The organism is Craterilacuibacter sinensis (assembly GCF_009831765.1).
GTDB lineage: Bacteria > Pseudomonadota > Gammaproteobacteria > Burkholderiales > Chromobacteriaceae > Craterilacuibacter > Craterilacuibacter sinensis.
The window spans coordinates 266,111-278,761 of sequence record NZ_WSSB01000001.1 but is presented as its reverse complement, the minus strand read 5'-3'; the positions used below and the strand labels follow the sequence as shown (position 1 = coordinate 278,761).

14 protein-coding genes are annotated in these 12,651 nt (G+C 58.0%); 9 read left to right on the top strand and 5 right to left on the bottom strand.

What is annotated here, in order from left to right; genetic code table 11:
* Nucleotides 1–195: 195 nt before the first annotated feature.
* A complete protein-coding gene (locus GQF02_RS15770) occupies nucleotides 196–600 on the top strand; it encodes a hypothetical protein (protein WP_220789269.1) in 405 nt (134 codons plus the stop codon).
* A 66-nt stretch (nucleotides 601–666) separates the two neighbouring features.
* On the opposite strand, the gene GQF02_RS01415 is transcribed toward GQF02_RS15770, so the two are convergent.
* Nucleotides 667–1,230 (bottom strand): phasin family protein, encoded by a 564-nt coding sequence (locus GQF02_RS01415; protein WP_124734136.1) that lies wholly within the window; start codon nucleotides 1,228–1,230, stop codon nucleotides 667–669.
* A 294-nt stretch (nucleotides 1,231–1,524) separates the two neighbouring features.
* Between GQF02_RS01415 and minC the strand changes: the two genes are divergently transcribed.
* The 4 genes from minC (at nucleotide 1,525) to GQF02_RS01395 (ending at nucleotide 4,353) form a co-directional block, all read left to right on the top strand.
* Nucleotides 1,525–2,223 carry a septum site-determining protein MinC gene (gene minC, locus GQF02_RS01410; protein WP_160794337.1) on the top strand — a complete coding sequence of 233 codons (699 nt, stop codon included), beginning with the start codon at nucleotides 1,525–1,527 and terminating at the stop codon, nucleotides 2,221–2,223.
* A gap of 32 nt (nucleotides 2,224–2,255) precedes the next feature.
* Nucleotides 2,256–3,068, top strand: a complete 813-nt coding sequence (gene minD / locus GQF02_RS01405; RefSeq protein WP_124734135.1) for a septum site-determining protein MinD — start codon at nucleotides 2,256–2,258, stop codon at nucleotides 3,066–3,068.
* A 3-nt stretch (nucleotides 3,069–3,071) separates the two neighbouring features.
* The gene (gene minE / locus GQF02_RS01400) at nucleotides 3,072–3,329 is read left to right on the top strand and encodes a cell division topological specificity factor MinE (protein WP_124734134.1); all 258 of its coding nucleotides are present in this window, start codon (nucleotides 3,072–3,074) and stop codon (nucleotides 3,327–3,329) included.
* Nucleotides 3,330–3,426: 97 nt separating this feature from the next.
* Nucleotides 3,427–4,353, top strand: coding sequence for a LysR substrate-binding domain-containing protein (locus GQF02_RS01395; RefSeq protein ID WP_124734133.1), 927 nt, complete (start codon nucleotides 3,427–3,429; stop codon nucleotides 4,351–4,353).
* Between the two features lie 418 nt (nucleotides 4,354–4,771).
* Here GQF02_RS01395 and aspS read toward each other — a convergent pair whose 3' ends face one another.
* Genes aspS through GQF02_RS01375 form a run of 3 tightly spaced genes read right to left on the bottom strand, consistent with a single transcriptional unit; the run spans nucleotide 4,772 to nucleotide 7,506 of the window.
* On the bottom strand, nucleotides 4,772–6,574 hold the full coding sequence (gene aspS / locus GQF02_RS01385; RefSeq protein ID WP_124734262.1) for an aspartate--tRNA ligase: 1,803 nt from the start codon (nucleotides 6,572–6,574) through the stop codon (nucleotides 4,772–4,774).
* A gap of 13 nt (nucleotides 6,575–6,587) precedes the next feature.
* Nucleotides 6,588–7,265 (bottom strand): DUF502 domain-containing protein, encoded by a 678-nt coding sequence (locus tag GQF02_RS01380; RefSeq protein WP_124734132.1) that lies wholly within the window; start codon nucleotides 7,263–7,265, stop codon nucleotides 6,588–6,590.
* A 1-nt stretch (nucleotide 7,266) separates the two neighbouring features.
* Nucleotides 7,267–7,506 carry an FmdB family zinc ribbon protein gene (locus GQF02_RS01375; protein ID WP_124734131.1) on the bottom strand — a complete coding sequence of 80 codons (240 nt, stop codon included), beginning with the start codon at nucleotides 7,504–7,506 and terminating at the stop codon, nucleotides 7,267–7,269.
* Nucleotides 7,507–7,737: 231 nt separating this feature from the next.
* Here GQF02_RS01375 and fabI point away from each other — a divergent pair, with 231 nt between their 5' ends.
* The 3 genes from fabI to GQF02_RS01360 are packed head-to-tail and all read left to right on the top strand — an operon-like array spanning nucleotide 7,738 to nucleotide 10,608.
* Complete coding sequence (gene fabI, locus GQF02_RS01370; RefSeq protein ID WP_160794335.1) at nucleotides 7,738–8,514, top strand: enoyl-ACP reductase FabI; 777 nt, start codon at nucleotides 7,738–7,740, stop codon at nucleotides 8,512–8,514.
* 7 nt (nucleotides 8,515–8,521) lie between these two features.
* The gene (locus GQF02_RS01365; RefSeq protein WP_235930011.1) at nucleotides 8,522–9,457 is read left to right on the top strand and encodes a phosphate acetyltransferase; all 936 of its coding nucleotides are present in this window, start codon (nucleotides 8,522–8,524) and stop codon (nucleotides 9,455–9,457) included.
* Nucleotides 9,454–10,608 (top strand): acetate/propionate family kinase, encoded by a 1,155-nt coding sequence (locus GQF02_RS01360; protein WP_160794333.1) that lies wholly within the window; start codon nucleotides 9,454–9,456, stop codon nucleotides 10,606–10,608. Before GQF02_RS01365 ends, GQF02_RS01360 begins: the two co-directional genes overlap by 4 nt.
* Before the next feature lie 69 nt (nucleotides 10,609–10,677).
* Here the strand turns inward: GQF02_RS01360 and rpsT are convergent, their stop codons facing one another.
* Entirely contained in the window at nucleotides 10,678–10,941 is a 264-nt protein-coding gene (gene rpsT / locus GQF02_RS01355) for a 30S ribosomal protein S20 (RefSeq protein WP_124734128.1), read from the bottom strand.
* Between the two features lie 129 nt (nucleotides 10,942–11,070).
* Here rpsT and murJ point away from each other — a divergent pair, with 129 nt between their 5' ends.
* Nucleotides 11,071–12,606: a murein biosynthesis integral membrane protein MurJ gene (gene murJ / locus GQF02_RS01350; protein ID WP_160794614.1), complete on the top strand. Its 1,536-nt coding sequence runs from the start codon at nucleotides 11,071–11,073 to the stop codon at nucleotides 12,604–12,606.
* The last annotated feature ends 45 nt before the right edge of the window (nucleotides 12,607–12,651 follow it).

The window sequence follows — 12,651 nt, the reverse complement described above, 5'->3', positions numbered from 1 at the left end:
CACATCCTCCGGCGCTTGCAGCAAAAAGGTTATACCGTCAGCCGGCAATATGCCGCTGCAACGGGTGCCGCACGTCTAAGCCACCCTGATTTCACCCTTGACCTGTCCGGCCCCACGCCAGAACAGGCTAGGCTGCAAGCCCAGGCAGGTCGTTATATTGATCTTGCCGGACACTGGCACCCAGCCGGAGAGCATATGGGTTATGCCCTGTATGCCGGCGGCAGTGATACTGCCATTGCCCTGGCCCGCCCCCTCCTGGATGCACTGGCCCCGCTTGGCAACGCCTGGCTGATGACCGGCCCCGCTGGCAGCGCCACCTTTATGCGCCAATACATGGACGCCTTAGGCTATAGCCTGCACTACGGACAGGCTGCACACGCTATGCAGTTCACGCCCGCCGATTTACTGCAGCACCTGCAAGAACAAGCGCACCTGCTTGAGCGGATCAGACAACTGGCACAGCGCTATCTGGCAAGCTACCCGGCCCCGGCACCCGCTACATCAAATCTCCCGCCCGACACCAGACAACCTCACTTTGCCCAAGCCCTGGCACAGTGGTTATTACTATTGAGCGACACGTCCATACCCGGACCAAATTGAACAGCCGGTAAAAACGGCAAAACGGCCCCAAAGGGCCGTTTTCATATAGCAGAACAACAATTCAGATCAGGCAGCAGCGCCCGGCTTTTTGCGCGAAACAGCTGCACCGGTAGCCTTGGCAGTGTTCGCCGCAGCTTCTGCGCTAGCCTCGGCAAAATCGCTACCCATTTTTTTCGCGGTCTTCGACACATTATCAAAAGCAGCGCTCGATGTGGTAATCAGCGTCTTGAGTGCATTGACAGCAACATCGGAGCCGGCAGGTGCATTCTTGCTCAGTTTGTCCAGCGAAGTCAGTACCGCCTGGTTCGACTCGGAGACATGGTCTTCAAAGAAGGCAGCCAGTTCATTCTGGGTCTGCACAGCGGCATCATACAGATTGCGCGCCACATTCAAGCTTTGATCAATAGCCGGCTGCGCCTGGCTGGACTGATACTCGGCAAATGCCTTTGGATCCTTGATCTCGGTCAGCGCCTTGACGGCCTGGGCGTTATCGTTCAGCAGCTTGCGCGACAATTCAAGCTGCAGGCTGGCCATGCGCTCGGTGCCGGACAAAACGATGGAAGACAGGCGAACTGCCTTATCGAGATTGGCCTGACCGAAGGCTGCAAAATCTTGTGCATTGGTAAACATGCGAGACTCCTCTTTCACAAAAATTTCAGATCACAACAGCACCAAACCCATCAGCGCCAAACCGATGTTGCGCTGCAACAATGTGGATATTAGTCAGGCACTTGCACCCGGTCAAGGGAATGTTGCGCCGCGCCATTTCATACCCTTACTTTCGATGCATTTGTACAACACCTGTCAATTTCACAACAACAAATCAACAAAACAACATATTGCCAGTCCATACGCGTTGAAAGACTGCTATCAAAGATTTACACTCTGCAATTGATTAAATCTATGCAGACTCAAGACACCACAATGAGCCAGACGGCCACTCCTCTCGAAATAAAGTCCGCCAGCCTGGATTTGCTGGCACTTCAACTGCGCAGCTCCGATCCTGTGCAGATAGAAGCCGAACTGGACCATCGTTTTGGCCAGCGCTTCACCGATCAACATGAGGCTTTTGTACTTGATCTTGAGCTGCTGACAGAGCCAGCCGGGCTTGATCTGGCCACCGTACTGGCCAGCTGCATCAAGCGCGGCATCCGCATTGTCGCCCTGCGCCATCCTGATCCGGCGCTGGAAGCACTCGCCCGACAGCACCACCTGGCCTATACGGCATCAGGCACACCAAGCCGCCCCCAGGCTCAAGCAAATATCGAGCCTGCGCAAATGGCGCTGCGCCAAACCATGATCATCGACAAGCCGGTGCGCGCCGGTCAGCAAATCTATGCCAAGGATGGCGATCTGATTGTGCTGGCCATGGTCAGCGCGGGTGCCGAAGTGATTGCCGATGGCCATATCCATGTCTACGCCCCCTTGCGCGGCCGGGCATTGGCCGGTGCTCACGGCAATACGCAGGCTCGCATTTTTGTCCATGCCATGGAGGCTGAACTGGTCTCCATCGCCGGCGTATACCGCACCATAGAACAGGCACTACCTACTTCGATCCAGGGCAAGCCGACACAGATTTATCTGGAAAACGAACGCCTCGTCATCACCGCCATTGGCGAATGACTGGCCGACCATCTTCATCAAGGGATATAGACGTGGCAAAGATTATTGTTGTGACCTCAGGTAAGGGTGGCGTAGGCAAGACCACCACCAGCGCCAGCTTCGCCTCCGGCCTTGCCTTGCGCGGCCATAAAACTGCTGTCATCGACTTCGATGTCGGCCTGCGCAATCTGGATCTGATCATGGGCTGCGAACGGCGCGTGGTCTACGACCTGATCAATGTGGTGAATAACGAGGCCAGCCTCAATCAGGCACTGATCAAGGACAAGAACTGCGACAATCTGTACGTATTGCCGGCGTCACAGACACGCGATAAGGATGCGCTATCGGAAGAAGGCGTAGAACGCGTACTGAAGGATCTGGCCGACATGGGTTTTGAGTACATCGTATGCGACTCTCCCGCCGGCATCGAACGCGGTGCACTGATGGCACTCTATTTTGCCGATGAAGCCATTATCGTGACCAACCCTGAAGTCTCGTCGGTACGCGACTCGGACCGTATCCTCGGCATTTTGTCATCCAAATCCAAGCGCGCTGTCGAAGGGCGCGAGCCGGTCAAAGAGCACTTGCTGATTACCCGCTACTCGCCTTCCCGAGTGGAGAAAGGCGAAATGCTGTCGGTGGATGATGTAAAAGAGATTCTGCGTGTACCGCTGATTGGGGCGATTCCCGAGTCACAAAGCGTACTGCAGGCATCCAACTCGGGCACTCCCGCCATTCATATGAAAGGCAGCGATGCTGCCGAAGCCTACACCGATGTAGTGTCGCGCTTTTTGGGTGAGAGTTGCCCGATGCGCTTTATCGAGCCCCCCAAGGTCGGTCTACTCAAACGCCTGTTCGGAGGTTAATGGATGTCGCTGATTGATATGATTTTTGGCAAGCGCCAGAAAACAGCTACCATTGCACGCGAGCGCCTGCAGATCATCCTTGCTCACGAACGCGGCGGTCGTAGCGCACCGGATTATCTGCCGGCCTTGCAGCGTGAATTGATGGAGGTCATTTCGAAGTACGTTGCCGTCAACCAGGATGACATCAAGGTTCAACTGGAACGTCAGGACAACTTTGAAGTACTGGAAGTCAACATCGTGTTGCCGGAAAAAAACCGCTAAAACAGACAAGGCTTGCTGCCCATGCCTAAGCGCATGGGTACGCCCTTCCTTTCGCCCGCCCTGCGAGGCACGCCTCAGGCGTAATTGACTCTTTTGTATGACGCTAACTGAACTTCGTTATATCGTGGCGGTTGCACGCGAGCGCCATTTCGGGCGCGCCGCCCAAACCTGCTTTGTCAGCCAGCCCACCCTCTCCATTGCCATCAAGAAACTGGAAGACGAGCTGTCGGTCACGCTCTTCGAGCGCGGCGGACAGGAAGTCGCGGTCACCGAAATAGGCGAGCGGGTCGTTGAACAGGCAAGGCGCGTACTGGAAGAAGCCGAAACGCTGAAACATCTGGCAGGCGAACACCAGAACGAACTGGCAGGCCCGTTGAAACTGGGCGTCATCTTTACCATCAGCCCGTATTTGCTGCCCAAACTGATTCCGGCGCTGCGTATTCTGGCACCCGACATGCCGCTCATTCTGGAGGAAAACTATACCGCGCGACTGGCCGAAATGCTCAAGCGCGGCGAAGTTGACGCCATTATCGTTGCCGACCCGTTTGACGAGCCCGGCACCCAGGCATGGCCACTCTATGACGAGGCCTTTGTCGTTGCCACGCCCAAGGGTCACCCGTGGGAAAAGCGCAAGCATATCAATGCCGACGAGCTGTCACACGAAAGTGTATTGCTTTTGTCTGCCGGCAACTGCTTCCGTGATCAGGTTTTGCAAAGCTGTAGCGAGCTGGCTGTGCGCCAGAGTCAGGCGGGCGGGCTGGCCAGTGCCGTACAGGGTAGCTCGCTCAATACCATACGCCATATGGTCGCCAGCGGCATGGGCATCACCGTATTGCCAGCCACCTCGGTATCCGCTGCCGACGAAGGTTTATTGTCCATCATTCCATTTGCGCTGCCGGCACCGACCCGCCGCGTTCTACTGGTGGCACGCAAGCAATTTTTCCGCAAACAGGCACTGGACGCACTGCAACAGGCCATCTTCCGCTGTGGCCTGGAAAACGTCAGCATGCTGGAATCCCCTTAAAATGGTCAGATCGCGTGGGGAGCTTCCCCACGCAGCATGATTTGGCAACGACTTACAAACCCTTGGCATTCCGAGCCCAATACCCGGCTACACCCTCGCTGCAGGGCATCTATCATGCCTAGCATTTCATCCGCATTGCACCCCAGCTGCAAGGTTATTGACCACCTGATGCTGCACCACGCCCGAACGGCCAATCAGGAAAGAGCCCCCCTCCCCCAGAACAGCTGAAAAGTTTTTTCACCAGCGAAAACTTGCTTGCCGGCAAGCACGGCCATGACACATCGTCCTTGTATGGAAAAACAAAGTACCGCCTAAACGCATGGCACCGGACATGCGTGCTTGCATCGACATACGCTGACAAGATACGACATAAAAAAGGGTGCCGTTAGGCACCCTTCTCTATCTGCACAGCCTCGATTTAAGCGGCTGGCTCGGCCTTCTGGCGCAGACGCAGGTTCAGCTCCTTGAGCTGCTTCTCGTCGACATGATTAGGTGCATTGGTCAGCAGGCACTGGGCGCGCTGGGTCTTCGGGAAGGCGATTACGTCACGGATAGACTCGGCACCCGCCATCAGCGTCACCAGACGGTCCAGACCGAAGGCCAGACCACCGTGCGGCGGCGCGCCGAACTTCAGGTTGTCCAGCAGGAAGCCGAACTTGTTCTGCTGCTCTTCCGGGCTGATCTTGAGCGCGGAAAATACCTTCTCCTGCACAGATGCCTGATGGATACGGATGGAACCGCCACCGAGCTCCCAACCATTGACCACCATGTCGTAGGCACGGGCGATGCAGGCCGCAGGATTGCTTTCCAGCAGATCCTCATGCCCCGGCTTGGGTGCGGTGAACGGGTGATGCACGGCCACCCAGCGATCGGCCTCTTCGTCGTGCTCGAACATCGGGAAATCCACCACCCACAGCGGACGCCATTCGCGCACGAAGAAACCTCCGGCCTCGCCACGCTCGTGACCGATCTTGATACGCAGCGCGCCGATGGCTTCGTTCACTACCTTGGCCTTGTCGGCGCCAAAGAAGATAATGTCGCCGTTGTCGGCACCAGTGCGTGCCATAATTTCTTCCAGCGCAGGCACCGACAGGAACTTGACGATAGGCGACTGCAGGCCGCTGGTTTCGTCATTGGTGATCTGGGTCTTGTCATTGACCTTGATATAGGCCAGACCCTTGGCACCATAGATGGAGGCGAACTTGGTGTACTCGTCGATTTCCTTGCGCGAGATCGAAGCACCACCCGGCACACGCAGGGCAACCACACGGCCATTGGCCATGTCGGCAGCGCCACGGAACACCTTGAATTCTTCAGTCTTCATCAGGTCGGTCAGTTCGGTGAACTTGAGGTCCACGCGCATATCCGGCTTGTCCGAACCGTAGTAGAACATCGCGTCGGCGTAAGTCATGCGCGGGAAATCACCCAGCTCCACACCCAGCACGTCGTTGAAGATCTGGCGTGCCATGCTCTCGGTGATATCCATGATCTGGTTTTCATCGAGGAAAGACGTTTCGATATCAATCTGGGTAAATTCAGGCTGACGGTCGGCGCGCAGGTCTTCGTCGCGGAAGCACTTGACGATCTGGTAGTAACGGTCGAAACCGGCCACCATCAATAGCTGCTTGAACAGCTGTGGCGATTGCGGCAGGGCAAAGAATTCGCCCGGATGCACGCGGCTAGGCACCAGATAGTCACGGGCACCTTCCGGCGTGCTGCGGGTCAGCATCGGGGTTTCGATATCGATAAAGCCCTGCGCGTCCAGATACTGGCGCACGCCCATCGCCACGCGGTAGCGCATGCGCAGGTTTTTCTGCATCGGCGCACGGCGCAGGTCGATGACACGATTGAGCAGACGCACGTTCTCGGAGATGTTCTCGTCGTCGATCTGGAACGGCGGCGTAGTGGCGGTGTTGAGGATTTCGATTTCCTTGGCCAGGATTTCGATTTCACCAGAGATCATCTTGCTGTTGGCAGTGCCTTCCGGACGGGCACGAACCAGACCGGTGATGGACAGCACAAACTCGTTACGCGCGCTGTCGGCGGTGGCGAAAGCGTCCGGGGTATCCGGATCGATCACCACCTGCACCAGACCCTCACGGTCACGCAAGTCGATAAAGATCACACCGCCATGGTCACGACGACGGTGAGCCCAGCCCTTGACGGTGACAGTCTGGCCCAGATATTTGGTATCAATCAGTCCGCAGTAATCGGTTCGCATCATATTCTGTTTCTTAAAGGGTTGAAGTGGGGTTCGCGCCGGGGGCTTGTCGCTTCTTGCCGGCCGGTTGGGGCGCGCCCGGCGCCACCATACCCATGGAAATTGCGTACTTGAGCGCCTCGTCGACAGTCATGCCGAGCTCGCGCGTCTCTTTCTTGGCCACCATCACAAAATAGCCCGAAGTCGGGTTAGGGATGGTCGGCACATACACGCCTATGTATTCGTCGCCGAGGTCAGCCAGAGACTGGTTGACGCTATCGGGCAAAGAGCCGGTCTGAAAAGCAACCGTCCACAAACCCTGATGCGGAAACTGAACCAGCAAGGGTTTCTTGAACGACTGGCCGGTATCGGAAAACAAGGTGTCACTCACCTGCTTGACGCTACTGTAGATGCTCTTGACCACAGGAATGCGCGACATCAGCGCATCCCAATAATCGAACAGACGCTGTCCCAGCACATTGGCAGCCACCATGCCGGTACCCAGCAGCACCAGTACCGACAGCACCACGCCCAAGCCCGGGATATCGAAACCGAACAGGCTATACGGACGCCAGGCATCAGGCAACAGCAACAAAGTCTGATCCAGCGTGCCGACTATCATGTCCAACACCCACAAGGTCACCGCCAGCGGCAGCCAGATCAGGATGCCGGTGACAAGATAAGCCCTGAGGGTCAGCTTGATATGTTTCATCTCAGCCACAACCGCCACAACCGCCGGTACCACAGGCATGAGCGGAAGCGGGCTTGCTGCCGTTCTTGAAATCGGACTCGTACCAGCCCGAACCTTTAAGCTGGAAGCCGGCACAGGTCAGCATCTTGCTGTAATCGGCACTACCGCACGACGGGCACTGAGCAACGGGCTCATCGCTGAGTTTTTGCAAGTGTTCGTGCTGTTTGCCACATTTTTCGCAACGGTATTCATAAATAGGCATCTTTTTTCCCCGAGTCGACGACTACTTGATGCAAAATAACTATATTGCATCGCAACAAAGATATTCGTCCGTAGATGATGGACATCATCCCGAACAAGCGACCCGCTAGCAAGAGCGAAGTTTTAGCCGGACATTATATCCGATTGCAAGGCAACACAAAAACGCCGCGACAATATAGCGGCAACAATCGCATGCAAGCATAGCGCCCTCACCAGCACACAAAGGAAAACCATGAACATCAATAACCAGTTTCTGGCCGGCAAGAAAGGCCTGATCGTCGGCATCGCCAATGAGCACAGCATCGCCTATGGCTGCGCCAAGAGCCTGCGCGAAGCCGGTGCCGAACTTGCGATTACCTATCTCAATGCCAAAGCGGAAAAATATGTACGTCCTCTGGCCGATCAGGTCGATGCCCGTCTGGTCATGCCGCTGGATGTGGAAGAACCGGGCCAGATGCAGGCGCTGTTCGCGGCGATCACCGAGCAATGGGGGCAACTGGACTTCGTTATTCACTCTATCGCCTTCTGCCCGATGGATGATCTGCACGGCCGCGTCACCGACTGCTCGCTGCCAGGCTTCCAGCAGGCAATGCGCGTTTCCTGCTACTCCTTTATCGAACTGGCCAGACACGCCGAACCGCTGATGAAAAACGGCGGCACCTTGCTGACCATGAGCTACCACGGCGCCGACAAGGTCGTCGAAAACTACAACATCATGGGGCCGGTCAAGGCGGCACTGGAAAGCACCACCCGCTATATGGCCCATGAACTGGGCGCCAAGGGCATACGCGTACATGCCGTCTCGCCAGGCCCGCTAAAAACCCGCGCGGCCAGCGGCATTGCCCACTTTGACGCCTTGATAGACGACGCAACCCAGCGCGCACCACAACACCGCCTGGTCGATATCGAAGACGTCGGCGCGACCTGCACCTTCCTGGTATCCGATGGCGCACGCTCCCTCACCGGCCAGACCATCTATGTCGATGGCGGCTGCAACATCATGGCCTAAGGAGTAGATGATGACACATGACGACAACGCATTCGCCAACATCATGGCGCAGGCCCACCGCAATGGCCCGATACCGATGGCGGTGGCCCACCCTTGCAGCCGCGAAGCCCTGCAAGGCGCAGTCGAAGCGGCTGACAACAATATCGCCACCCCTATTCTGGTCGGCCCGGCAGGCAAGATTCGCAAACTGGCCGACGAGATGGAACTGGAGCTGGGCGATTTGCAGATTATCGACGTGCCGCACAGCCATGCGGCAGCAGAAAAAGCAGTCGAACTGGTACGCAATAGCCAGGCTGATATCCTGATGAAGGGCAGCCTGCATACCGACGAATTTATGCATGAAGTGCTGGATCGGCGCACCGGCATACGCACCGACCGCCGTATCAGCCACACCTTTATCATGAAGGTGGAGAGCTACCCGCGCTATCTGTTCATTACCGATGCGGCCATCAATATCGAGCCGGATCTGACCACCAAGCTGCACATCTGCCAGAACGCCATTGATCTGGCGCATGCGCTGGGTATCAGCCAGCCCAAGGTGGCCATTTTGTCGGCAGTAGAAACCGTCACCCCGGAAATCCGCTCCACCATCGATGCTGCCGCCCTGTGCAAAATGGCCGAACGCGGCCAGATCACCGGCGCCTTGCTGGATGGCCCGCTGGCTTTTGACAATGCAATCTCCCATGCTGCCGCCGACACCAAGGGCATCCATTCCAGCGTGGCGGGCGAACCGGACATCCTGCTGGTGCCCGATCTCGTTTCCGGCAATATGCTGGCCAAGCAGCTGACCTATCTGGCAGCAGCTTCGTCCGCCGGCATCGTTATGGGCGCGCGCGTGCCCATCGTGCTGACCAGCCGCGCGGATGACGCACAGGGACGACTGGCTTCGACGGCGGTCGCCAATGTGCTGGCACGTCACCGCCGTATACGGGATCACGTATGACGCGCGTGCTGCTCGCCGTCAATGCCGGCTCGTCCACGCTCAAGTTTCGCGCCTATCAAAGCGGCAACCAGACCCTGCTGCTGCAGGGTCTGCTGGACCGCTTCGGCAGCGAGCAGGCGCAGCTGAGCATCCGCGACCAGCATGGCCACAGCCACAGCCGCGCAATTGGCAAGGCGGGGCGCGAAGCCGGCGTCGCGGCCATGCTGGACGCGCTGGCGCAGCATGCGCTGACACCCGAAGGCGTGGTGCACCGCGTGGTGCATGGCGGTGCACGCTATCAGCAAGCAACCGCCATCACCGCGACGGTACGCCGCGAGCTGGAAGAACTGATTCCGCTGGCACCGCTACACCAGCCCGCCAGCCTGGCCGTTATCGATGCATTCAGCGCACTGGATGGTGCCTTGCCGCAACTGGCCTGCTTCGATACCGCGTTTCACGCCGGGCAAGACAGCGTGGCCACACGCTTCGCCATTGCGCGCCACTGGCACGATGAAGGGGTGCGCCGCTACGGCTTTCATGGTCTGTCCTACGCCGCCATCAGTCGCCAGTTGCCGGCACTGGGTCTGGCGGCGGCGCGCACCGTTGTCTGCCATCTGGGCAGCGGCGCCAGCGCCTGCGCCATCCATGCCGGACGCAGCATCGCGTCCAGCATGGGCTTTTCCGCGCTGGACGGGCTGATGATGGGCACCCGCCCCGGCAATCTGGATCCGGAGGTGGTGCTTTACTGGCAGGAAAAGCACGGCATGAGCGTAGGCGAAGTCAGAGACGAGCTCTACAAGCGCTCCGGCCTGCTGGGGGTATCCGGCATTTCGGCCGATATGCGCGAACTATTGGCCAGCGCTCAGGCGGAAGCGGCGCAAGCCATCGAGCTTTATTGCTGGCGCGCGGCACGCGAAGTTGCCTCGCTGGCGGCGGCAATGGAGGGGCTGGATGCGGTAGTGTTTACTGCAGGCGTCGGTGAACATTCAGCGGAAATCCGCGCACGCATACTCGCCAGGCTTGGCTGGCTGGGCTTTGAACTCGATACCCAGGCCAACAACACAGGGCAAACGCGGCTGACAAAGGCAGACAGCCCGCGCCACGCCTATGTCTTGGCCACCGATGAGGAAGGCGAGATGGCCAGGCAAGCGGCCGGTTTTTTTACCCGCTAGAAAAATCGCCCAAAAAGCAAAAGCCCCGCTAATGCGGGGCTTTTGCGTATTCTGTTCGATCGCTTGGGATCAGGCCATAGCCTTGATCTGGGCGGACAGGCGGCTCTTATGGCGAGCGGCCTTGTTCTTGTGGAACACACCCTTGTCGGCGATACGGTCGAGAACCTTTACGGAAGCCTGGAATACGTCTTTAGCTTCGGTTTTGTTGCCGGCTGCGATTGTCTTAAGCACTTTCTTGACTGCGGTACGGAACGCAGTACGCAGGCTGGCGTTATGCGCGCGCTGCTTGAGAGCTTGGCGTGCACGCTTGCGAGCTTGTGCGCTGTTAGCCATGGATCTATCTCCTGATGAGCGGAATCTGAAACCCGCGATTCTAAGTGTTAAGCACTGGTTTTGCAACAACAATCCCGCGCGCGTAAACTGGCGGGCTATTGCCAACAGAATAACAAGTCGTCACTCCCCATGAATCTGCTCAAGGCGCTGGCTACGGTCAGCAGTTTTACCCTGGTTTCCCGCATTCTCGGTTTCGTGCGCGACGCCATTATTGCCCGCGTATTCGGCGCAGGCTTTGCGACAGACGCCTTCTTTGTCGCCTTCAAACTGCCCAACCTGCTGAGGCGCATCTTTGCCGAAGGCGCCTTCTCGCAGGCTTTCGTGCCGGTACTGGCCGAATATCGCCGCAACAAGACCGAAGAAGAAACCCGCGCCTTTCTGGCCGATATTTCCGGCTTGCTGGGTCTGGTGCTGGTCGCGGTCACGGCGCTGGGCATGCTGATTGCCCCGTGGATTATCTGGGCCTCCGCCCCGGGTTTTGCCGGCAGTCCGGAAAAATTTGCACTGACAGTTGACCTGTTGCGCATCACTTTTCCTTACATCCTGTTTATTTCGCTGTCGTCACTGGCCGGCAGCGTACTTAACACCTGGCGCCAGTTTTCGGTGCCGGCCTTTACCCCTACGCTGCTGAATGTCTCGTTTATTGCCTGCTCGCTGCTGCTGGCACCCTACTTCGACCCGCCGGTGCTGGTGCTGGCGTGGGCGGTATTTATCGGCGGTATCGCCCAGCTGGCCTACCAGCTGCCCTATCTGAAAAAGATAGGCATGCTGGTCTGGCCAAGGCTGAACCTGAAAGATGCGGCGGTATGGCGCGTGATCAAGCTGATGGGGCCGGCCATCTTTGGCGTGTCCATCGCGCAGATTTCGCTGGTGATCAACACCATTTTCGCCTCCTTCCTGATTTCGGGCAGCGTGTCGTGGATGTACTACGCCGACCGCCTGATGGAGTTCCCGACCGGCATCCTCGGCGTGGCGCTAGGCACCATTCTTTTGCCTTCGCTATCGCGCCATGCAGCGGAAAAGTCGCCCGAGGAGTATTCAAAGCTGCTGGACTGGGGCATACGCCTGTCGCTCTTGCTGGCGCTGCCGGCATCCATCGGCCTGGCGGTGATGTCCAAACCGCTGATCGCCACCTTGTTCATGTACGGTAAATTCTCGGCACACGACGCGCTGATGACGCAGCAGGCGCTGATCGCCTACTCGATCGGCCTGACCGGCCTGATCCTGATCAAGGTACTGGCACCCGGCTTTTACGCGCGCCAGGACATCAAGACCCCGGTCAAGGTCGGCATCTTTACCTTGGGCATGACCCAGCTGATGAACCTGGCCTTTATCTGGGAGCTGCGACACGCAGGCCTCGCGCTGGCCATCGGCCTGGCGGCACTCATCAATGCACTCACCTTGCTGATCTTGCTGATCCGGCGCGGCATCTATCAGCCGCAAACCGGCTGGGCTGGTTTTACCCTCAAGGTCACACTGGCCTCGCTTGCCATGGCGGCCGTCCTGCTGGCACTGGAGCAGTGGCTGCCGGGCAACTGGCATGGCCATGCCTGGCAACGGGCCTTGTGGCTGAGCGGGCATATACTACTCGGCGCCATCGCCTACTTCGGCCTGCTGTTCGCCATGGGCCTGCGTCCGCGCGAGTTTATGCGCCGCGAGATGTAAAACCAGCAGACGCACAAAAGCCGGCACTGAGCCGGCTTTTTTTAC